The 21,735-nt window shown below is 47.8% G+C and carries 16 protein-coding genes and 3 pseudogenes; 2 read left to right on the plus strand and 17 right to left on the minus strand.

The features are described 5' to 3' along the window. Positions 1 to 334, plus strand: a pseudogene (locus tag MOMUL_RS17420) (ISNCY family transposase); the annotation flags it as partial. A 21-nt stretch (positions 335 to 355) separates the two neighbouring features. Here the strand turns inward: MOMUL_RS17420 and MOMUL_RS16775 are convergent. The 17 genes and pseudogenes from MOMUL_RS16775 to MOMUL_RS14605 all read right to left on the minus strand — a co-directional run. Next, positions 356 to 505: pseudogene (locus MOMUL_RS16775) on the minus strand (group II intron reverse transcriptase/maturase); the annotation flags it as partial. A gap of 170 nt (positions 506 to 675) precedes the next feature. Beyond that, the gene (locus MOMUL_RS14535) at positions 676 to 888 is read right to left on the minus strand and encodes an IS110 family transposase (RefSeq protein ID WP_062286052.1); all 213 of its coding nucleotides are present in this window, start codon (positions 886 to 888) and stop codon (positions 676 to 678) included. A gap of 149 nt (positions 889 to 1,037) precedes the next feature. Continuing rightward, positions 1,038 to 1,931: an NAD(P)-dependent oxidoreductase gene (locus MOMUL_RS14540; protein ID WP_062286054.1), complete on the minus strand. Its 894-nt coding sequence runs from the start codon at positions 1,929 to 1,931 to the stop codon at positions 1,038 to 1,040. Between the two features lie 16 nt (positions 1,932 to 1,947). Further along, complete coding sequence (locus MOMUL_RS14545) at positions 1,948 to 2,820, minus strand: DUF6282 family protein (RefSeq protein ID WP_062286056.1); 873 nt, start codon at positions 2,818 to 2,820, stop codon at positions 1,948 to 1,950. Between the two features lie 17 nt (positions 2,821 to 2,837). Continuing rightward, on the minus strand, positions 2,838 to 4,037 hold the full coding sequence (locus MOMUL_RS14550; RefSeq protein WP_062286058.1) for a M24 family metallopeptidase: 1,200 nt from the start codon (positions 4,035 to 4,037) through the stop codon (positions 2,838 to 2,840). Continuing rightward, complete coding sequence (locus tag MOMUL_RS14555; protein WP_062286060.1) at positions 4,037 to 5,089, minus strand: Ldh family oxidoreductase; 1,053 nt, start codon at positions 5,087 to 5,089, stop codon at positions 4,037 to 4,039. The genes MOMUL_RS14550 and MOMUL_RS14555 overlap by 1 nt, the downstream gene beginning before the upstream one ends. Before the next feature lie 97 nt (positions 5,090 to 5,186). Further along, the gene (locus MOMUL_RS14560) at positions 5,187 to 6,164 is read right to left on the minus strand and encodes a tripartite tricarboxylate transporter substrate binding protein (RefSeq protein ID WP_062286062.1); all 978 of its coding nucleotides are present in this window, start codon (positions 6,162 to 6,164) and stop codon (positions 5,187 to 5,189) included. Positions 6,165 to 6,271: 107 nt separating this feature from the next. Beyond that, positions 6,272 to 7,780, minus strand: a complete 1,509-nt coding sequence (locus tag MOMUL_RS14565; RefSeq protein ID WP_062286063.1) for a tripartite tricarboxylate transporter permease — start codon at positions 7,778 to 7,780, stop codon at positions 6,272 to 6,274. A gap of 42 nt (positions 7,781 to 7,822) precedes the next feature. Further along, positions 7,823 to 8,275, minus strand: coding sequence for a tripartite tricarboxylate transporter TctB family protein (locus MOMUL_RS14570; protein ID WP_062286065.1), 453 nt, complete (start codon positions 8,273 to 8,275; stop codon positions 7,823 to 7,825). Between the two features lie 39 nt (positions 8,276 to 8,314). Continuing rightward, complete coding sequence (locus MOMUL_RS14575; protein WP_064774455.1) at positions 8,315 to 9,016, minus strand: 4-carboxy-4-hydroxy-2-oxoadipate aldolase/oxaloacetate decarboxylase; 702 nt, start codon at positions 9,014 to 9,016, stop codon at positions 8,315 to 8,317. Positions 9,017 to 9,043: 27 nt separating this feature from the next. Beyond that, entirely contained in the window at positions 9,044 to 9,775 is a 732-nt protein-coding gene (locus MOMUL_RS14580; protein WP_062286069.1) for a PIG-L deacetylase family protein, read from the minus strand. Between the two features lie 357 nt (positions 9,776 to 10,132). Next, entirely contained in the window at positions 10,133 to 10,255 is a 123-nt protein-coding gene (locus MOMUL_RS17590) for a hypothetical protein (RefSeq protein ID WP_269085224.1), read from the minus strand. A gap of 694 nt (positions 10,256 to 10,949) precedes the next feature. Then, on the minus strand, positions 10,950 to 11,642 hold the full coding sequence (locus MOMUL_RS14585; RefSeq protein WP_062286071.1) for a GntR family transcriptional regulator: 693 nt from the start codon (positions 11,640 to 11,642) through the stop codon (positions 10,950 to 10,952). A gap of 574 nt (positions 11,643 to 12,216) precedes the next feature. Beyond that, a complete protein-coding gene (locus MOMUL_RS14590) occupies positions 12,217 to 16,446 on the minus strand; it encodes an NACHT domain-containing protein (protein ID WP_153018441.1) in 4,230 nt (1,409 codons plus the stop codon). A gap of 373 nt (positions 16,447 to 16,819) precedes the next feature. Then, positions 16,820 to 19,618, minus strand: a complete 2,799-nt coding sequence (locus MOMUL_RS14595; RefSeq protein ID WP_062286075.1) for a DUF4062 domain-containing protein — start codon at positions 19,616 to 19,618, stop codon at positions 16,820 to 16,822. Positions 19,619 to 20,146: 528 nt separating this feature from the next. After that, positions 20,147 to 20,643: pseudogene (locus MOMUL_RS17950) on the minus strand (IS66 family transposase); the annotation flags it as partial. 494 nt (positions 20,644 to 21,137) lie between these two features. Beyond that, positions 21,138 to 21,389 carry a hypothetical protein gene (locus MOMUL_RS14605; protein ID WP_062286079.1) on the minus strand — a complete coding sequence of 84 codons (252 nt, stop codon included), beginning with the start codon at positions 21,387 to 21,389 and terminating at the stop codon, positions 21,138 to 21,140. A 195-nt stretch (positions 21,390 to 21,584) separates the two neighbouring features. Here MOMUL_RS14605 and MOMUL_RS15960 point away from each other — a divergent pair. Beyond that, positions 21,585 to 21,735: DUF1659 domain-containing protein (locus tag MOMUL_RS15960; protein ID WP_084785526.1), on the plus strand; the 151-nt coding region annotated here is incomplete at its 3' end.

Consider the following 21,735-nt stretch of genomic DNA (forward strand, 5'->3'; position numbering starts at 1 on the left):
CACCATTCACTTCCAGGGTAAGACATATAAAGTTTTAAACCCTAAAGGTGCGCCTTTTATCCCCCTTCGCTCCGTTGTGGAGGTCCTTAAGCCCCTGGACGGTGCTTTGTGCGTTGCTTGGCAGGGCTATATTTATAGCCTTGAGGTATTCCTAGAAAATGCTAAAAGCAATTTAGAGAATAATAGGCCTGCTATGGCTCAAGAAAAAAGCGCGGGCTCTACTCCTTCTCTTCCTCGCAGGCCCGCTGCTAATCATCCATGGTGTAAACCATGGAAACCTCGCAGGCCTAATTATACCACGTCCCTGACAGAATCACAGATGTGTTTTACCTGACATTTTCATTGATGCTTAACATTTGTTGGCTTTTACCCGCCGCCAGGCCTCCCGGATAAAATCGTCCCGGTACACCTTGTCATAGAGAGCGTGGAACCTGCGATTGCTGTTTGCCTTGGCTGCCAGGTATAGCTTCCTTTGGAGTTCTCGAGCTTTTTCTTCTGGTGTCATTAGTACTCTGACATTCACTCACTCTTACCTCCATTGAAAGCTTGAGCAAAGTAGGGGTCCTTCCCTCGGGTGGGTTTTGTATAATTGGTATCTGGGAGGATTGAGGGGGAGCGTCATCTTGACTCCCCCATTATCCCCGGCAGAATTCCGGCAGGCGCTCGGATTGCTCCTCAGCATTGCCCTATCCTCTTCTTTGGTACTGCTTCTTCTATTTTTGCCACTAGACGATAATAGCCTTCTTTGTTATTATGAAACTTGAAGGGTTTGACCACATCCAGTTCCATTTGGTTATAGATCCGTGCCCAGTGATTGTGTTTGGCAACGTCGATACCGACAATTATCACATCTCCATGGACCAGTAATTTCTTTTGCACCTCATTCATACGGTTTCTCGCCTCCTGGTTAGTTTGTTTGTTTTGGTCTATTATCTTTTTACCAGGAGGCTTTTTTATTGGCAACACCTACCTTAAATCATTAAAGGAATGCTTGTTTTGATAAATAAAGAATTAACTGTTTAACTGTGTAAGCACACTCACTCCTTTCCCACCAGTGACTCGATAGCTGCGAGCACCGTCTTGTAGCTATCTGGCGGTTCGCCCTGGAAATGTTCTTTGAGGTTGAAGTTCGCTGACCACTGTAATCTTCTTACAGCCGCTTCAACAACAATGGGCTCCACGCCGGCGCTCTTGAGCACTTTGGCCACATCCTCCATCTCGTGTACGCGCCTCTTGGCGTGAATGGCATTTTCGCAGATATGGCGGTTGACCGTTTTAACAAAAGGGGCGCCGTCGATGGTCTCGGCTATGGAATTGAGTATAACATCCTCTGCGTTAAACTTGCGCGCTGCCACCATGGTCTCCAGAAGCAAGGCCTCTAGTCCTTTAGTAAAGGCGCTGCGCAGCATCTTTAGTAGCGAGGCCTGTCCGGGTATTGTGGATACAATTCTTATATCCATGCCATATGGCGCCAAGGCATCGCGAAAGGCTTTACTACCGCTGCCACTGGCAAACATGGTCGCCTTGTGGCCGTACTGGGGGACGGGTGCGACAATGGCAGCATCTACAAAGCTGGCGCCAGTGGATGTGACCATGGAAGCTATCTCTTTTTTTACCTCCGGTCGGGAGGAAGTCAGGTCGACATACAGTTTGCTACCATTTAAACGGCCTAGAGCCTCTTTGGCGGCTTGCAATGAGGCCGTACTGGGCACAGCGCAGATGATAATAGCGCTTTCGGCGACCAATTCTTCTGCGTTCGCTACCAACTTCACCCTCGCCAGGCAGGCCCGTTTTTGAATCAGTTGGCTGAAGGGTTCTCGATCTTGCTCTTTATCATAGGCATAGATAGATTCCAAACCAGCGCCTTTAAGCCCCTTGCTGAAAGCAAAGCCCACCTCGCCAAAGCCGATAAATCCTACTTTCAATTTCATCTCATCATCTCCGTGGTCATATATTTAGCAGCTTTTGGGGATTGTCGCTTAACATCATTTTTATCTCGCGTTCGCTAATTCCCAGACGTAATAGGTTATCAATGAAATCAGTTAACATATCCGTAGGAAAGGGGTTTATTGCCTGGCCGGAATCTGACGATAGAATGGTATGCTCCGGCCCGAGCGTCTTAACTGCTTCCGCGAAAACGGTGGGCTGGATCGGAATCTTGACATGGGGCGTAGTATATACCCAGCAGTGTTCAATGTATGCTCCCATGGCAACAAGTTCTTTTAAGTCATTAAGGCTAAATTGACTGTGCCCCCCTATTGGGTGCGTAATAATCATTTTTTTTAAGCCGTATTCTCTAGCGACTCTAACAAGGGTTTTGGCTTCCAATGGTGATATATGGCCGGTAGCCAATACGGCGTCGTATTTTAGGATACATGCCAAAATATCGCCTACCTGTTCAAGTAACTCTCCCTGATCGTTTAAAATGCTTATTCCCCGCGTACCTTCCGGAAAGTATTGAACTAACCGGGGAATGGAGCTAACATGGCGCATGTGCTCGACAGAATTTAAGGTTGGCATCCAGACGATCTTGGCGCCCATGCGGAGGGCGGCATTTACCGCCGCGAGATTAATGCTGCCAACCTCATGGTTTAGCACAATCCCGCCAAAAACAGGGAACTCGGCGGCCTTACTGGCGATTTGCGCCCGATCCGCGGTACCTGTTACGTGAGACTTCAGCACAATCGCTTTCATGCCGTACGACTTGCACTTGTGGGCCACCTCCAGATCATCAAACGCGCGCGGAAAAACATCTGGACTGCTGTGAACATGGATATCGATAGCACCCTTTAAGAGTTCCACAGCTTCTTTATTCGACATGTTCTTCCCTCACTGATTTAGATTATGATTAATTCCTTTGAAGTCTTATCCAATACTTCAATTCCCTGCTCCGTGACTAGGACGTTGTTTTCAATGTTAAACCCAGCCACCTCCCGGATATAGAAAGGAACTTCCACCGTGATTACCATTCCAGGTTTAAAAACTCCATCTGCCTCCGGACCAAAACTCGGCAACTCATGGGCGGTCAGGCCGATACCATGGCCGAGACGTTTTGGCGTATAATCAGCATGTCCGCACTGATGCAGTATTTCCAGGCCGGCTTTATATACCTCGGCTATTACCTGGTCGGGCCTAATCAATGTTAGAATTTGCTCTTGGGCTTTCAGGTGTGATTGATATAGCTGGGCAACCTCAGGCAAGGGCTGCCCCAGGCTGGCGCACCTCGAGACATCGGCGCAATAACCCTCAAAGATGCCCCCCACATCAAATCTGATAAAGTCGCCCTTTTTAACCCGGTAAGCGCCAGAAACGATATTTTGCACCTCCGCGCTCCTGTATCCGGCTCCAATGGTGGTTGTATTCCAGTCTAGACCATTCTGCAGTAGGTTTGACTTAAAGATATATAAAAGATCGCTTTCCGCCATGCCCTCTTTAATATTGCTGATTGTCTCCGAGATCGCTTCCGCTGTTTTGGCCGCAGCTTTCCGTATCTTTTCGACCTCTGCTTCATCCTTAATCTCCCGATTCTGTAAGAATAGATTGGTGGCATCAACAAATTTCGCTTTAGGAAACCTTTCGCTTAGCCGCAGGTATAGATTAACAGGGATAAAATTCATCTCGACGCCAATGGTTGTGGCGTCAAGGTAACCCCTTTGCGCAAGCAGTTTTACTAAGGCATCAAGAGCGTTGTCGGCAAAAATAGTAGGCGTGGTACCGCCGATGATGCGCGATAAGGTTGGGTAGAAAAAGGCGTTATTTACTTTACAATCTTCCTCAACCATTCTGGCCCAGGAACTATTGCAGATCAAATCTACTGACTGCCCGTCGTAGATGCCAGCTACACTGCCGGGACTTAAGCGCGGCGAATTGAATGTGGCCCGGTTGGGGGTTCCAAGATATGTTCTTAACCCAGTTAAGTAAAAAATGTTTTCTGGGGACAAGGCAATAAGTACTTCTATACCCGCCCTTTCCATGGCCTCTTTTAAGCGCAAAAGTTTAGCTCGCACTATTTTTCCCCACCTTTTAAAGTTCTTCATTAACTGAGAGCAGGAAAAGGAACTCCAACCTCCTTGCCTAGAATAGAAAGCTTCTGCTGGCTTTCTTGGGATACAGGGATACCCTTCCTGCTTCGCTCCTTCTGGCACAGGTACTCTAATTCGCCTGGGATGTATATCTTTTCACACCCTGTTGCCAATCTGGACGATTTAATCCTTTCAATTAGTGCGTCAACCCTGTTCTTGAAGTCTTCGACCGGCATGAATTTGTCAATATCGATCGCGACAAAGAAATGGCCGACATTTTGAGGTGAAGAGACATCCTCCTGATTTTTTACCCAAGGCCCAAAGCTTGACCCGGTAAGAACTCCTGCCAGCAAATCGATGGCCAGAGCCATGCCGTAACCTTTGTGGCCGCCGATGGGCATCATCGCCCCCTTTAGAGCCTCAAGGGGGTCTTGGGTCGGATTACCAGCACTATCATTCGCCCATCCGTAGGGTATTTTTTCATTCTTGAGGGCTGCCAACCGGATTTTTCCGCGGGCAACGACACTTATAGCAAAGTCGACCACAATTGGCAGGTACTTTCCGGCCGGCACAGCTATGGACCAAGGGTTATTGCCCAGGAGCGGGGTAATGCCTCCGGTAGGGGCGATAACAGTCGGCGAATTGGTCAGGGCGATTCCGATCATGTCTTCCTTTAAAGCTACCATCGTATAGTAAGCGGCGGTACCAAAGTGGCTGCTGTTACGCACGCCAACAGCGCCGATGCCATTACGACGGGCTTTATCCATCGCCAGCTTAATAGCATGATAACTTGCTATCTGGCCCATGCCACTATCGCCATCAATAATCGCCGTTGCGGGCCCTTCCGCCACCTTTTTAAGGCACGGGTTGGCCTTCGTTCCTCCCTGCAGGATCCTCTTGACGTAGAGGGGTAGACGTACAACTCCATGAGATTCGACTCCTCTAAGTTCGGCTTGAATGAGGGTGTCGGCGACTAAGCTTGCATTTTCAGCATTAACGCCCACTTTTTCTAGTACCTTGATAGTAAAAGTACTAAGTTCATCCGAAGTAAATAATTTATGAGCCATTCTATAAGCCCCCAAGATTGATAAATTTTATTTAGTAGTTTGGATTTGGTCTCATCCCTATTTCTTCCAAATCCAAACTACTAGCATAGTCTTTAAGCTATTGCCTTATACCAAGTTGTTCAGCATATTTGAGCAAAAGGTTATATTCATCCTCAATAAATTTAGTAAAATCCTTTTGTGGCATATAAGCCGGAACAAAACCGGCTTCCCTTAACTTTTTAACGAATTCGTTATCATTGAAAGCCTTAGTAACCATCTCATCCCACTTTTTGATTACTTGTTCTGGAACACTTTTCGGTCCAAAAATACCATTCCAGCCCACCATCGTAACTTTTTCAAAACCGGCCTCTTTGGTGGTGGGAACATCCGGTAAATCGTCAATCCTTTCCGGTGTGGTTACAGCTAAGGCCCTGAGTTTACCGCCTTTAACCAGGCCAATTACATCTGAGGCATTTTGGGCAGCAAAGCTAACGTGGCCCCCAGCGACAGCAGTAGCTGCCTCAAGGCCGGATTGGTAGATTACCATCTTAGGCTTACGGGGATCTATTCCAGCACTGTCCATCAATTGGGCGACGCCAAAAGTTGAAACTCCCCCTATGCCTCCACAGGAATAACTATATTTAGAGGGTTCCTTTTTCAAGTCTTCCACCAATTCCTTTAGCGTCTTCCACTTGCTATCAGAAGGTACTATAAAAACTACCGGATTAACATTTGTGCGCACAATGGGGACTAAGTCGTTATATTTATAAGGCAAATTCTTCATGAGGGCTGGGTTTGCAGTTGCAGCCCCAATTACGTGCATTAATAACGTATATCCATCTGGCTTAGCCTGCACGACATACATAGTGCCAGTCGTACCGCTACCGCCCGGCTTGTTAACTACCGTTACCGGCTGCTTAAAATAATTTGAAGCGTAATCAGCAAATATGCGCGCCACCCTATCGCTAGGGCCTCCAGGATTATACGCTGAAACTAATTCAATAGGTTTGTTGGGATAATCGGCTTCCTGTTTAGCACAACCATTAGCCAAGATCAGGGTAAGAGCTAGAATAATAAGCAATGCCGTTTTTTTCATTTTTAAATCTCCTTTCTAATTTGAATTTAAAAAGGGCTTTTGTGGTAAATTTTAAAAAGGGTTCTGTGCTGAATGTCACCCCCTAGTATGGTATTGGTCCGGCTCTTTTAATCTCCCTCTAACCCCAAAACTTCCACAACCTTTGCTTGCCTCTTGCGGCTTAGCAATGCCCCGGCTAACGAGACCATTGCCAATAAGATGAGGGTTAATGAAATGGGACGGCTAAAAAAGATCATAATGCTACCAGATGACAGGGTTAAAGATTGTATAAGCGCATTTTCCATAATTGGTGATACGATAAAAGCCAATACCAGCGGCACCAGGGGGTATTCGAGCTTCCGCATAATGTAGCCCATCACACCGACGATCAACATTACCCACACATCAAATAAGCTGTTCCTGTCACCATAAACTCCTAAAAAGCTAATTACCATAATCAGCGGGGCAATAATGGGGTACGGAACTCGGCATATTCTAGCCCACATGCCAACCAGAGGTAAATTTAAAACAAGGAGCATGACGTTACCTATGTACATGCTAGCAATGAGAGTCCATACAACTTCAGGGTGTTCCTGAAAGAGTAGCGGACCGGGAGTTATATTGTGAACTAGAAAGGCGCCCAGGAGGACCGCTATTGGAGCCGAGGGGGGGATACCCAAGGTAAGAAGCGGTACCAAGCCGCCGCTAGTTGCCGAATTATTGGCGCCTTCAGCAGCAGCCACACCCTCGATGGCCCCCTGGCCGAATGTTTGCGGCTTTTTGGCAATTTTCCTTTCAATATCATAGGAGACAAAGCCAGCCACGGCCGGGGTCCCCCCGGGGATGATGCCGACCATAAAACCGATAACAGTTGCCCGAAACATGGTGGGAAGGCATTTGATAATGTCTTGCTTGGTTGGCAACACGCGGCCGATATGCGTTTGATATGCGTAAAGGCTTATCTTTTCGGCGTTTATCAGAATTTCCGGCACGGCAAATAAACCCACTACAACTGCCACTAAGCTAATTCCGGCAACTAAATGGGGACTGTTATGGGTAAACCGCAACGCACCTGTTTGAACATCAATTCCTATAGTGGCCAATAACAGGCCGAGGCACCCTGATAATAGACCCTTGCTCAATGACTTACCCGTAAAGCTAAATAAAATAGTGAGCGCAAAGAAGGTCAAGGCAAACATTTCAGCAGGCCCAAAACCCAGGGCGAGGGATGACATGAGAGGAGCAAAAAACATCAAGCCTACAATACTGAGCGTGCCAGCTACAAAGGAAGCTATCGCCGACATTCCTAGCGCTGGTCCGGCCAACCCCTTCTTGGCCATCTGATATCCATCAAGGGAGGTAATAACAGAGGCCGGTTCGCCAGGGATATTTACCAAGATAGCGGAAGTAGAACTTCCATACATCGACCCATAATAGATACCGGCCAGCATGATTAGCGCCGAAATATGGTTTAGTTTGACCGTGAGAGGGATAAGAATAGCCATCGTGGCCACTGGGCCCAAGCCCGGCAAGACACCAACTAAAGTACCCAAGGAGACGCCAATTAAGCACCAGAGAATATTGGCCGGGGAAATGGCATTGGAAAAACCTAAAAATAGGTGATTAAGAACATCCATAAAGAAAAACCCCTTTTAACCCTAATTTTTAACCCTAATCACTTACCACAAAAGCCCTTTAGGTAACGGCATGGCAAAAAGGACGGCAAATATGAGAAATAAGATAAATGAAGAGGCTAGACTGTAGATTAACTTCTTCTTTAAGGAATATTCGCTAATCAGATCTACCAGAGCCAACAGATAAATTATTGTGGGTATCAAAAACCCCAAAATCCCTATTGTCCAGATATATAGAGCTGTGAAGGCAACTATTAAAACTATATTGCGTATACCTTGTTTGTCCGACCAGGGCTTTTCTAAAGTGTCTTTACAAATCTTAAGGGTTCCAATAAGTTGAGCACAGCTGATGATGGTCAAAATCAAGCCACCGAGGAACGGGAAAAAGCCCACCCCTGGTTTCCCCGAAGAAAAAAGGCCTAAAGATACAGATTGAACTGTAAAATATAGGCCCAATACTAGTAGGAGGGCGCTTGTGGTTTTTTCCATTAAAACCATCCTGGTCACCACCATACTAAAGAATAAGAATATGTTGGGCTACTCCTTTTTGTAAATACCCTCCATAATGACTATATCGAGTTTATCAAGGATATGGCCAAAGTTATAAATATCGTAGATAAACTCGCCCTTTTGCAAACGCTCTTTAACCAGTTCTTCGGATTTAGCTCTTTTCTCCGCTAGGGCAAGTACTTCTGAGGCTTTGTTGGCCGGCACTACCACTACGCCATCATCGTCGGCCACCACAATGTCGCCCGGGTTAATAATCACACCGCCAAACTGGATAGGAACGTTGATCAACCCCGGCTGGGTCTTAACTGTACCAGCTGCATAGATACCAGCCGCCCAGATGGGAAACCGCATCTCTCTTACTAGTCTACTGTCCCTTACCGCTCCATCGGTTATAACGCCAGCCACCCCTATGGCGCGCGCCGAAGTGCTGGCCAGCTCGCCCCAAATCCCTGCCTTAAATCCCTGGGTCGATATGACCATTACATCGCCTTTTTTAGCCAACTTAAACATTTTATGCATCATTAGATTATCGCCGGCCGGACAGGAGCAAGTAACCGCCGGCCCGGCGCAACTAAGACCCTCGCAAACAGGCCTTATCTGATCGCAAACTAGATTGATTCTACCCATTGCTTCATGAATGGTGGCTACGCCCAGATCCCTCAATCTGTCGATAACCTCAGGAGCCACAGTTCTAGGGATATCGGTGTAGATGACGCCGTTCCGCCACATTGTCTTCTACCTTCTTTCGTCTAAATATTAACTAAAGAACTTCCCAACAAAGGGAGCGAACCTCTTGAACGCCTCGGCGTATTTTATATTCTTATCGCCGGCAATGCGCCCCGCCAGATAACCACGGTATTCGGCCCGCCGGGTGTAGTTTTCATGCAAATAGGTCTGCGAGGCTACCACCTTCATAGCCTGCACTTTGAGGTCCATTACATCGGTGATATCGATGAAGACATCGGGGTTGAAATTGCAGAATTCCGGTTGGTCAGGTTCGAACATAAAGGTCTTGATGGGCCCTGTGACTGTCGTTTCCGGCTTTACTCCCGGAACCTGGGCGCACCGCAATGCTCTATAAGTAGCGGCTGATACTTCCGGGTGGTCGGGGTTTAAGGGATCTTCCGTGTGATGGGTAAGGACTATCTGGGGCTGAAAGTCGCGCAATTCTTCTACCAGGATAAGGTAGTGTTCCATTCCCATTACTAATGGGTGGTCGTTAAAATCAAGAAAGCGAATCTCGGCCCCGAGGATTTGGCTGGCCTTTTCTGCCTCCTCGCGGCGGATCCTCTTTACCTCGTCTACCGTTATGCCCGGCCTGGACTGCCATATCTCAGCCGATTCTCCCCGCTCGCCAAAGGTTAAGTCCAGAATCCTTACCCTGCTGCCGTCCTTGGCATAGCGAGCAATAGTGCCACCACACCGCCACACAAAGTCCACAGCATGAGCGCTGATTACCAATACCGAGGGTTTCTGTCCGTTATTCATTCTTGTCGCTCCTTTTTAAAATTTTGGCTTGTGATTTGTCGTGCAGCAAAATTTTCGTTATAACTGGAGTGACTAAAATCCGATAGCCTTTCGTCACCAAAGGGACTTCTGCAAATCTACACGTCTCTCACTCCTATCTACTAATTTCTAGGTTACCTCTAAATCGAACCGCGATAAAAGAAAGTCGACTTTCTACTTTATATCTTCTACACGAATTTTAATTTTCCTTCTTCCAAAAGAAATTTTTTAGAACAACTTTTATAAATAGCCTCAAAGCTCTTCTGATAAATATCTCTTTTTCGGTCTTTTTGCTTCTTAGGCTGATATCTCCCCTTGCGATAGCATATATCCTTAATCTCAAGCAATCCTTAAAAGCTTAGTCCGGTATTTAGATATTATCCTATTCAAGTGTTCGGCTACGTCGTTCCCGACAATTATCACCTCGCCATGTACCAGTAATTTCTTTTGCACATCATTCATACGGTTTCTCGCCTCCTGGTGGGTTTTTTTGTTTTGGTCTATTATCTTTTTACCAAGAGGCTTTTTTATTGGCAACACCTACCTTGAATCATTACACGAATACTCTTAGAATCTTTGTTTGTCCAAAGAGTTTATAAATGGATTACCCCGCTTTTATAACGAATCAAAACAACAATAACCGTAATAAATAATAGGCAAAAAGAATTAATAACTATCCTTTACAAATATCGAAAATCTGAACTTATTGGAGAGGTTACATGTTGTACCAGATCACAGCCTCTATATGGTTAGCTCATCGCGAAAGGATCTACTGGGGCATTTATGGCGGATTTGGAAAGGTCGATCTAACTTACAACTTAGTTTTGTGTCCCTACACCGGGCCGGGGCAGAGCTATTATTTAACGTAGTAGCCAGAGCAAGGCAGGAAACATCGTCACCTTCAACCTCCAATCTGGCCACTGGAATACCGTTTTGGAGGTCGCTTATTGACCGTTTGGTTCTACATGCCCACATACTGGCCTTTGAGGGGGAAAGCTATCGCGTTCACGCTCATTGTCAGCCATTGACAAATAACCGACCTGGTGAACGGACGCAAGGGTAGCGAAGTCCAAGATAAATTAATGTTCACCCACTCTTTTCCTATATAGGGAGGGGGTGGTAACCGCTGATATGTTGGTAATACCTTTAGCACTTTTTAAATGCCAAATTGGTTACTTTCTACTTGCAAAAACCACTCGACCACTTTTTTCTTCAAACCCTCTATATGGTTTATAATCGCCTCCTGAGCGAGACTATAGTCTTTGTTCTGGATTGCTTTCACGATTTCCTGGTGCTCTATCAATGATTGATTTTGCCTTCCAGGTAAATACGAGGCGATGTTTTTTAAGAGAAGAGATTGATCGCGAAAAGTCATAAAAAGTTTTACTAATTTACTATTGCCAGCTGCGGTTACGATTCGCAGGTGAAATTTAGTGTCTACTTCGCTTCGTCCAACATGATCTTCATTTTCAACCGTTTCCTTATACTCCTTTAAAATCTCTAGTAAATCTTCTACCAATTCTTCATTACTTTTATTAGCCAACAATCTTACGGCAAAACCTTCTATGGCTTGCCTGGCCTCATAAATCTCCCTGGCCGTTTCCGCGTCTAACTTGATAACAAAGCATCCTATTCTGGGCTTTATCGTAATTAACCCGTCAGCCTCTAGCTTACGCATGGCCTCCCTAATTGGGCTCTTACTTATACTTAATTTCTTGGAGATTACCGTTTCATTAATCCTTTCCCCAGGTTTTAACTTACCCTTTAAAATATTATTTCTAAGATAAACATAAACGTCATTTTGAAGTGTGTAGTTGGGAACTTTTATTTCCTCTAACAAATCATGCATATTGCTATTCGCCTTTCTATGGTTGACTATCTACTTTAGATCTTCGACGTTAATTTTGTTTCTCCTTCTTCTAAAAGCGTTGTGTGAAAAACTCATTTTAATTGACAGGTATTTAAGAACCGACATCGAATCCTTATTAGTAATGACATCTACTTTCCAGGAGAGAATTACGTTGTTGGGAAGTTTGCCCTGATGGCTTGTGCTGCAGTAATGGGTAAAGCACAGGAAATCAAAGGTATCTGGCTTGGTTCGGCCCATCCGATTACACCATTGGGTAGCGAAGCGGCCAAATGAAATTATCTTGGTGTCATGAAAGGGGGAAGTATATCTCAACTAACAAATCTTCTACCACGGCACCCAAGCGGAATGGACGTGACAGGCTGATGTACGGCCCTTGACGGGGCCTACGGTGTGTCTAATCAGTGATAGCGAGGTCCGCATCTGGGTCTGTACACCCGTGCTGGCAAAGGAATAGGCAGTAAGTCGCTACCGAAGAAAGTCGCCAACAACTTTTTCCGTAAAGATGACAGCATTGAGGGACATTTGTCTGACCACCATTATCTGGTAAACCCTCCTAATCCTGTGTATAGATTTCAATGGACCGTAAACGACCCTTGATGTCAGTACCGGTCCATATAAACCCCCCGCTAAGTCTATTAGCTGCTGTCGCGCCATAGCCACTAGTAGTAAAAAACTTTTCGCCTGCGACCGCCCAAAAAATCCCTAAATTCTTCTTGGTAAGATATTCGGCCATCCAACTCGCGTTTAGGAGTAATGCGTTTGGCACGTCGGGCTTGCCGCTACTTGGGTCAAAGGCCACAACTAGACCTTTCTCAGTCTTCCACTTTAGGTCGGATGGGTCCAAATGTAAGCCAACCTCCTCAACAAGCCACGGCGCTGGGAGAAGTAGTCTGAGGCTAGCTTCCTTGGAATAATCGTACCCGCTTCCCCAGGCATAAGTGGCGTATGGAACAAGAAAGCCATACCTGGTCTTAGCCCCAGTCTTTTCAGGTCTTGTCCACCTGGCGCGCTCCCGTACATCCGTCCAGGAAAAATGCCAGGGATATTCGCCGAGATATGCACCATAAGCTTCCAGACCGTCCCACTCCGGCATCCAGTGGTCCCAGAAATCCTGGCTCCTTGACCACCGTAGGATTGCTTTGGGGTCAGCCACAATATAGCCACGTACCTGGAAATATAGTTCCCTCCACGGTGGCCTGGTCCTTTCCTCCCCAGGTTCGCGTTCGGTAAACCAGGTATAATTGGCGTATAGCACGATCCATTCCTGTCCATCTTGGTCTTTAAGCCGCAAAAGCTCATTACACAAGCGCTGCTCAAAATCGCTGAGATCAGCAGAATTCATTACCCATTGCCGGTACTGCTCGACAGTCGCTTTTGGTAACGGATACATATCCCTGATGGGCCACGGAAAATGCGGTGTTTGCTGGTGCATTATAAGACAGGACGGGTCAATGTTTCGCGCACCTACGATCTGCCAAGGACCTTCGTAGGTACGCGGTTTTGTTTCACCCCATTTCGGTTTGAGGAGGCAATGATCGCTCAACCGCGCTAGGCACTCTTGCCAGGCTATCCACTGGTATTTCTTGCCGATACGCTCATGCTTGTGATCAAACCTATCCCAATACCGGTAGCGCGGATTATCATGCTCGGCAAAGAGGACATCAGTATAACCCAGTTGCAAGATCCGATTGTAGATCCAGCGAAGGGCTTGCTCAAAATCAATACATGGTTCTCCATTTGCCCGATCTACAAACTTGTCTACATCAGCAACAATATACCTGGCGAAGTCCCCAAACTTATAGCTTAACGAAAAACTAATTGCCCTAAGACCCGGTCCCAGTTTTTCACTATCACAATCTGTAAGCGAGGAGACCTGCTCGAGGGGCCAGGGACTGAGGTAAGGCGGGCGAACCTTATTCAGGTCAATCCCTTCTGGCAAAGCGCCAAAGCGGGCGGCCACCTCCACTATACTCCTGGCATAGTCACGGGCCGTCAAGTGAAGAATCGGTGCACCTTTATTGAATTCATGCTCGTAAAACCAGACAGCTAGTTTCTTTAGCAGCTCCACCCGATTACGCATCCATAAAGAGGCCCCATACACGGCCCCGTAAAGACGTTCCTTCACATACAGGTCGTCAACGTTCTGAAAACGTTCGAGAAGAGGAAGAATGCACTCCGGGCGGTTAAGAAAAATACACGCCAGGCTCTTAGTTGCTTCGTCCCTGAGCCAGCGGTTCGAGCTCGTTAAGAACCAGCAGATCGCCGTCGCCAGCAAAACGAGGGAATCCCTGTCTGCCCGCTCCAGGGGCCCCGCTTCACCCCAGTACAACAAACGTCTCAGAGCGGATGATGGTTCGTCCAATACCCGATGCAGGTAAAGGGTCCAGAACGCATCTCGTTCGGCCATAGGAAATCGCATAAGCACCTGGTGCAGAAAGCCTGCGTTCAAGGGGTGTTCCAGGCGTGCACAAACCGTCAAAATAACTTCCAGAGTCTCATCGGTTAAGCCTCCGAACTTTTCATTGAGGTAGTTTCTTAGCTCATCCAAGGGCGGGAGTTTATCAGGGCTTCTCCAAACGAGGCTGTGGAGGAAGGCTTCACCAGCAACGTATCTGACATATTCATTTTCCCAATCAACGTAATCAATCAGTTCCTTGCCAAACCGTTCCGGAACCTGGATGGCAAGAGCCTGAAAAACACTTGGGCTGAGACGGCGTGGTTCAAGGAGACCCCCGCGTCCGAAAGCTGCTTGGAGGTCACTCTCGGTGGGGGTATCTCCAAGAACTTTGATCAGTTCCTCGGCCAGCGCGTGGTCGGCGAACCGCTGGAAGGTGAAGCGAACACCTTCGACCCATCCGGACTTCGGCTCCCACATCTTGTCCTGAACGATAACGTGTTCATCAATGAGAGCCCGGTAAAGGGAGCGGTCGAGGCTCGCCCTGGTGGAACGCTCCGGAAATAGCTGATCGAGACACGCCTTCGCCTCTTCGAGAGCCAACCACTCGCGCCCGGCGCCGGACATCCTCCTGGCTAGCTCCTGTACAGCTCGGGAAGCCCAGTTGTTCTGCCGATCGCAGTCCAGACGCCTGGCGATGCGTGCGTTAGCGTTTGATATAAACAAGTCGTAAGCAACTTTGAAGCCGTGCAACCCTCTCGGCCATACCTGCACTTCTTGATCCCTAAGAGACCTTAGCACCAAGTGCAGAAAAAGTGGATTTTGGAATTCTGGATTAAAGACCGGCAGGGATGGATATTCTATGCCGTAGAACTTGCACATAGTACTAAGGGCTTCTAGTTCCTGCCCCCCAAAGCCAGGGTGGCGAATCTCTGGTAGCGGTGGAGATTTGGCTTCACCTAGAATTTCTCCCCGGTAACTGGTACGGTAGCTAATCACTAAACGTAGCCAGGGATAGCGCCGTAACTTGGCGACGAGATGGGGCAAATGGGCAGCCCAGTAGCCTTTCCGTTCTGATTCGTTCAGAGCATCAATAAAAATCAGTAAGGGGGCATGGCTGGCTTCGGCGGCGGCAGATAGCGCTCCTAAGACTTCGTCTTCAGGCCTAGGACCGAGACCTAACAAGACAGTTAGGTCAGCAACTGGTTGGGTAGAGGTGGGAAACTGGTGTCCCAAAACAAAGAGGCTGAGTAACCCTCGCTGGTACCTATCAGCGGCAATATCAAAGAGGCAGTGCGATTTTCCTATACCTGCTTCACCGTACAAGGCAAGACCTGCCTCATTGGCTAAAAACCACTTTTCTTCTTTTATTGTGTTGCGAAGTTTATAAAGGAGTCTCTTTATTTCCATTATATGGGATAAGTACGCCTTTTCTTTACTCTCTACACCTTCACTTGTACCCCGGCCCTGAGCACCAGTATAAAATTGCCAAGTGCTTTCATAGATCTCATGTACCTTTTGCCGTATCTGCTCTATGGGAAGTATAGCGTTCGGTTCAGCAGTGGCGCCCCGTCGTAGTAGTTCTATGATTTCTTCAAGCCGTTCAACCAAAGCATCATGCTGCTCTGCCAGGCCGACCTCGCGTGCAGTTTTGCGTATCCAACCGTATCTCTCAATATGTTGCTTAATTCGGTTAGCCCACTCGAGTAGTTCCTTCTTAAAGGCAGGGGTCCGCCCAAGGATCTCGAACTGGTGCGCCAGTTCGGGCAAAGCAACATGGGCGTCGGGAGTATATCGGTCGCTCAGGCTTTCCCGGGCTTCGCTTAGTTTGTTATCAAACCACTCACCACTTAGTTCGATTTCGCCAAAGAAAAAGGCCCTTTTCCCCGCGTTCTCTTGATGGGTAAGAAGGTCTAGCAGGTAAGAGGCACCCCAGAGCTCTATCGAAAGCCGATCTGCGTATTCGTCCACAAGTTCTTGCCACTTTTCCAGCTCAGACTTTCCCTGCCGGCCTGTACGCGAGGTAAGATCTATAGGGAGGCATACGAAATAGACCACCAGCTCAGGGTGAATACTAAGAGCTGTTTCAATAGATTTACGGATCTGGCGCCAGTTCGTATCTTTTAAGCGATGCGGGAAAAACTTGGCCTGCCAACCCCATTTCGAGCCGTCCGGAAAGAGGAAATAGGCCTCGACGCCCCCGTCTCCCCCGCGGCCTTCAAGGCGGAAGAATCTCCCCTTTCTACCGGACATACACGCCCGGGCCAACTGACAACAAAGTTCTTCAAACGTATCCTCGTCCAGTTTGCTCCAGTCAAGCGGATAAGGCATAAATCCATCACCATTAGTTTTATGGGTTAAAATAATCAATTGACTCAGCCTGAACAAGCTTCGCTTCCACAGGGGAGCCCCGTTGGAAAGCTTCTTGTTTGGCCTCCGCTACAATCGCGATCTCCGCAGGGACGCCCTGTAATTCGGTCATAAGTTTCTTAAATCCTACGTCCGTTTTCTTGGCTTCTTTGAGCTGTACCTGCTGTTCAATACAAGGACGGAGCTTTCTGCCCGTCCCATAGCTTTTTTCTTTTGGTTCAGGGAAGTATTTTAATATCCAACAGCAGGTTTCCAGCCAGCGTAAAAACTTGGAGGCAAACAGGATATGGATATGATCCTAATTCGTCTCCTGCTCGATTATCTGGACGCCGAATTTTACCGCTACGCTCAAGTTGACCTGCTTGAGCTGGAATTATTAATAGTTATTAGGTTACCATTCTCGCCCTCCCCGACTACCATTAACCCAAGAAATCTTGCTGAGGTCCTTCCATAGCCAGTCATAGGCTAATCTTGTAGCTGTACTTGGCTCAAAGATATCCAATATCTCATGATGTATTGTGAATCTACCCCACATCATGGTTCCCGGCCGAACTTTATGCGATTGAGCTCTCAAATGTTCAAAAATTAATAAAGGATCCTTTATACTTGCGTCACCTGTTCCCAATGTAAGGTCAACGTAGCTTTGGGTACCGTATGGAAGTGGCTCTAAATACCAATGAATTTTCGGTGATCCAGCCCATTCCTTACCCCGATCAGGTGGAATAATGTTCCCTACCAAACGTGCAGGTAGAATGACCCAAGTGTCTAACTGTTCGGCCAACCTGGGAAACCAGGTTTCGACCAGTTGTTGATAACTCTTGAGCGCCCCTTCGTACACTGCTTTCGTGCGCGCTAGTAGCTGCTCGTCACTATACATCTCCCATACCCACCCAGATCTCTGTTCGAGGTCTGGCCCAGGCCAGGGAGGGTGTAGTTCTAGCTCCCCCAAGTTACGGAGACGCGATATTTCTCTTCTAAGGGGGCCCAGATTCCATTTACGCATCCTAGAGTCTATGAAATCATTAATATGGCTGGGAAATGAGGAAAAGTGCTTTTCAATCTCGGTCAGGGGGATGGGCCTATAATCTAACGATCCCCGACCCACAATCTTAAGGGCAGTAATCCAAACGTATTCCCTGGTGAGAGGGCCATCCTCAATTGGTAATGCTTGACGCCGCAGTAATTTAGAAAGCTTACCGCTAAGTTCCTCCAATGTCCACCGCCAGGCCCATCCTGACTGGCGGCCCGGTCGGGCCCATCGGGTGTAGGGCCAACGGAGATCTTTGTCGAGGTTAAGCGGAAGTGGGACTATGTCCTGTACCTTTTCGGTACCGTAGTACCACCCGGCGATTAGCCCCGCGCCGTGGGTTCGCACCCCAATTGGTAAGAGCGTCCCGTCCTCCCGTACCGGCGCGATTAGTTGCGCCAAGGGGCCGATACCTTCCACCCACGCCTTCATTGCGGTGCGTATCCGTTGGCCACACTCCTGTGGCGGAGGCGGCAGGACTTCTTCCTCTAACCCCCAGCTTGCTAGACCGTCATCTATAATTTGAGAAACAAATCCGGGGTGCTCCTTGGTAAGTGGTTCTAAAATACTTGTTACTTGCTCATGACTGAAGGTGGCAACAAAAATGATCAAAGGGTATCGCCAAGCCTCAAGCCTTTGAGGATCGTTCAAAAGCTCGCCCACAGAAGGAAAGCCCTCAGCCAAACTCCTCGCTGCGAACCACTGCGTCAATATCGGCAACGGGAAAGAAATAGCCCCGGAGTGCTTAACTACCAACCCTGACTCCAATAGTGGTGTTAGCTTCTCGGTTGGGGCGACTTCAACTGCGGGAATTGGGGACCCGCTCCTGTCAATGGAAAGAGCAGCCAGACGGTGTAGTACATCAGTGGCATCTGCAAGATTTATTCCTCTCTGCATCAGGGCTTGCTCAACAAGATGTGAGATTAACTCCCCTTTGGACTTGGGAGCCCTCATATCCTGGGCATGTAAATAATTACCCATGAGTACCGCGAAAAGGGGCAGGTGGATAGCTTCCTGGATAGATTTCGGCCACCCCCAGGTCATTCCCGACGAAACACTTTTTCCTGCCAAATCGCCTATAAGACCATAAGCTTCCTCATCCGTGAGCTGGGGTACTGTAACAGCTTCTTCTATACCCATAAAGATGGGGATTGGGCTGCTGGTAAGAACGATCCTGCTCTTTGGCCATGTATTAGCGAGAATTCGCCCTTCGTTCAAAATGCGAGAGGCATTGGCGGTCTCAACCTCGTCTACTCCATCTACAAAAACATGCACACCTTGAATACTAGGGTTACCGAGCCCATTAACGGCCTTCTTTATAGCTTTTTCTAACCCATCCACGGCCTCAAATGCCTGGAGATAAACAGGGATGGGACTATTTATGTTTTTTCGTGCCTCTACGATGGCCTGCTGATAAAGGCGCTCTGCAATTAGCGATTTTCCTGCCCCCATGTTACCAACTAATACTATTATTTTATTTTCTCGGTACCGCTGTTGGATAGCTTGGCATGGCGCCCCAATGGAAGGATTGGCCGCAAGCTGCTCGGCCTTCGCCCGCGGTACTCCAGCCGCCTGCCAGCGGGATATGCAACGTGCCATAGAGCGTTGGTTTAATTCCTCTAACTTGTTCAGATAGCCCGTTTCTGGGGTACCCTGAAAGGCTCGTACTATTTCGTCTTGCAGTGTCAGCTCTATAGCCTGCTTTAGTCCACCTGCTTTTTCAACATCCACCCACTTGACGCGCGTTCCAACTTTTTCTAGCAGTTCTTGCGTTGCCTGGCTTCGTTCCTCCACCGGTAACTTTACAGCCCATAAGCGCCTATTGCTGGCTAGCGCCTCCTGAATCTCATTACGGACGGGCTCCGTAGTCTCGGCACCTATAAGCCAAATAACAATGTCCGCTTCTCGTACCTTTCTTAGATAAGTACTATCAACAGGTTCCGAGCTACCAGGGGTGAATTCAAAAGCCCACGCTGAAAACGGGGGAAAGTTATTTAAGATCCTAACTATCTCTTGGCGTTCTTTTTCGAGTTCTGCCATTACGCTACTGATAAAAACAACTAGATGACGTTCTCCCGGTTTCATGAGTGGCGATTCGGTAACAAATTGCTGTCCTCCGGTCTCAAAATGGTCATTTTCTAGGGTATGATTGTATTCAGCCATATTCCCTCCACCCGTATTAACAAAGTTACGCTTTATATTTGGATAGGCAATCGGCTTGGGTAAAAGGGTTAAGCTTCTATTTCGGTAAAGAGAAGGTCCAAATAATAATAATTTTCAACGTAATACATTCGCAAAACTTCATAAGGGGTGGCGGATATTATTATCATTATTGAAGGGCGTTATCTTAAACCCTCTTTTTATGCCTACCGCCCGGTGCTATAATTAGTCGGACATAACTACTCCATTTGTAATCTCTCACCTTCGTTTTAATTCGCCATCATTCCAGATTTCCCTGCCCTATTTCCAAGGTTACCTGATCAATCCACCAAAACGGCAAGCACTAAAAAGCCGCCAGCTAGGATACAGAGTTAAGACTATATAATTAGGCCAAGGAGGGGCTATGTCCAATGGGAGAGTCGGGAAGAAAAGTCGGGAAGAAAATATGATGAAGAGTTTAAACGTAATGCCGTAGAACTGTAAGCGTAAAATAACCCCCACCTTGCATCTAAGGCGGGGGCTAAAACAGGCTTAATTATTCATCCGGCAGACAGGAGGCAGAGTTTCCGACCACGGCAGGAGTTGATCCAGGGCGTTTTTATCCTTGAGGTCCAAGTTGGGAAGTTTTTCGAAGAGGTAGATAAGGTAGTGGAAGGGATTTAACCCGTTTTCCTTGGCTGTTTCTATGATGCTGTAGGTAATGGCACTGGCTTTAGCACCCCGCGGGGTGTTGGCAAACAACCAGTTCTTGCGGCCAATGACGAAGGGCTTGATGGAGCGCTCGCTGCGGTGGTAAAGAGCCGGTTGCAGTACTCCAGCCCCTCCCGGGCGGCTACGGGTGCATTGCGTTTATCTTCCGGCAGGGCCTTTAAGGCTTCGTCGAACTTGCGCCGGGTATGTGCCCAGCAGCCGACCAGGGTGACATGAAGCTCATTGTAGCCAGCATAGCCGTCAACGTGCAAATAACCCTTAAAACCTGCCAGGAAGCGGCGGGGGTGTTTGCCGGCCCGGGTGGTCTGGGTTATATAATCTATTGCCCAACCGGCCAACGCAGAAGTTCCTATACCTAACTAATATTGGCAACCCCCCAAAACTAGAAATTGCTATTCCTGCTGCAACTCCAGCTGCAAAACCCAGAGTATCAATAGCCGCCTTTCTCCAAGCCTCATCGCCTTGATACGATACAAGGTCACTGTATATTGCTTAAGCCAGCAGTAGCAAGCGAAATAGCTCCGAGTTTAGCCGCAACCCTGGCCGGCAGGGACCCATGTTTTAGATATCGCCCCTTCCATAGCAAAGGCTGGACCCAGGAAAGGTACCTTAACGGTAACTTCTTTATAGCTCGATTTCTTTCAACCTTAGATTCTGCAGCCTTTATTCCTCTAACAAAAGGTAGAAAAACGTGTTGTCTAGTTATGTTTAACGGCTATTTTTGCCATAAACCCTGAAACCCCCCGGCTGAATCGCCACTATCCCGAACCGAGATAAATTCCCTTCTTGATTGCCGTCAGATAAAAGGCCGCTAGAATTGAACTATGACAGCTAGATTACCGCTCGACCACGAGAAAAGCCAAATGTCGATAAACTTCTCCAATTCTTCCCTGCGCCTGGAAACCAATTTATAGGCCAGCATTCCTTCGCGTTCGGCTATACCGGCTATAATGGCGACCTCGATTACCTGCAGTTCCGTAACCTTCCATATAATCCGGAGCGACCTGTTATCTACATAAACGCTCCGGTATCCTGCCAGGGGCCTGCCGGCCTGGTTTTCCAACTCTTAGCCAAATAGATATTAAGGTAATCCGCCTGGTACGATATCCCTGCTTTCGTTTTTATGCTTTATTGGCTTTCCTTAGCAGCCGGTATTAGCGGTTAACGACAGGTTTTAGCTCGTAATCGTGTGCAAACATTAGTTCGTTTTTGCAGGCAACCATGCTATGATTTAGCCGTCCGAAGGGAGGTGAAAAAAATGGCCGTTATCAGCACCCCGCTGGCTACCACCTTACGCCTGCAGGTGCAGACCGGGACTGACGCTACTGGGCAACCCGTTTACCGGGTGCGCTCCTACAGCCGCGTCAAACCTTCTGCCAGTGACCAGGATGTCTATGACGTCGCCCAGG

The organism is Moorella mulderi DSM 14980, assembly GCF_001594015.1.
Lineage (GTDB): Bacteria > Bacillota > DSM-521 > Neomoorellales > Neomoorellaceae > Neomoorella > Neomoorella mulderi.

Excerpts from the sequence above, each read along its gene's own strand:
- MOMUL_RS14570 (WP_062286065.1), bottom strand. The coding sequence starts at position 8,275 with ATGGTTTTAATGGAAAAAACCACAAGCGCCCTCCTACTAGTATTGGGC.
- MOMUL_RS14535 (WP_062286052.1), bottom strand. The coding sequence starts at position 888 with ATGAATGAGGTGCAAAAGAAATTACTGGTCCATGGAGATGTGATAATT.
- MOMUL_RS14555 (WP_062286060.1), bottom strand. The coding sequence starts at position 5,089 with ATGGCTCATAAATTATTTACTTCGGATGAACTTAGTACTTTTACTATC.
- MOMUL_RS14585 (WP_062286071.1), bottom strand. The coding sequence starts at position 11,642 with ATGCATGATTTGTTAGAGGAAATAAAAGTTCCCAACTACACACTTCAA.
- MOMUL_RS14575 (WP_064774455.1), bottom strand. The coding sequence starts at position 9,016 with ATGTGGCGGAACGGCGTCATCTACACCGATATCCCTAGAACTGTGGCT.
- MOMUL_RS14560 (WP_062286062.1), bottom strand. The coding sequence starts at position 6,164 with ATGAAAAAAACGGCATTGCTTATTATTCTAGCTCTTACCCTGATCTTG.
- MOMUL_RS17590 (WP_269085224.1), bottom strand. The coding sequence starts at position 10,255 with ATGAATGATGTGCAAAAGAAATTACTGGTACATGGCGAGGTGATAATT.
- MOMUL_RS14580 (WP_062286069.1), bottom strand. The coding sequence starts at position 9,775 with ATGAATAACGGACAGAAACCCTCGGTATTGGTAATCAGCGCTCATGCT.
- MOMUL_RS14595 (WP_062286075.1), bottom strand. The coding sequence starts at position 19,618 with ATGGCTGAATACAATCATACCCTAGAAAATGACCATTTTGAGACCGGA.
- MOMUL_RS14540 (WP_062286054.1), bottom strand. The coding sequence starts at position 1,931 with ATGAAATTGAAAGTAGGATTTATCGGCTTTGGCGAGGTGGGCTTTGCT.
- MOMUL_RS14565 (WP_062286063.1), bottom strand. The coding sequence starts at position 7,780 with ATGGATGTTCTTAATCACCTATTTTTAGGTTTTTCCAATGCCATTTCC.
- MOMUL_RS14545 (WP_062286056.1), bottom strand. The coding sequence starts at position 2,820 with ATGTCGAATAAAGAAGCTGTGGAACTCTTAAAGGGTGCTATCGATATC.
- MOMUL_RS14550 (WP_062286058.1), bottom strand. The coding sequence starts at position 4,037 with ATGAAGAACTTTAAAAGGTGGGGAAAAATAGTGCGAGCTAAACTTTTG.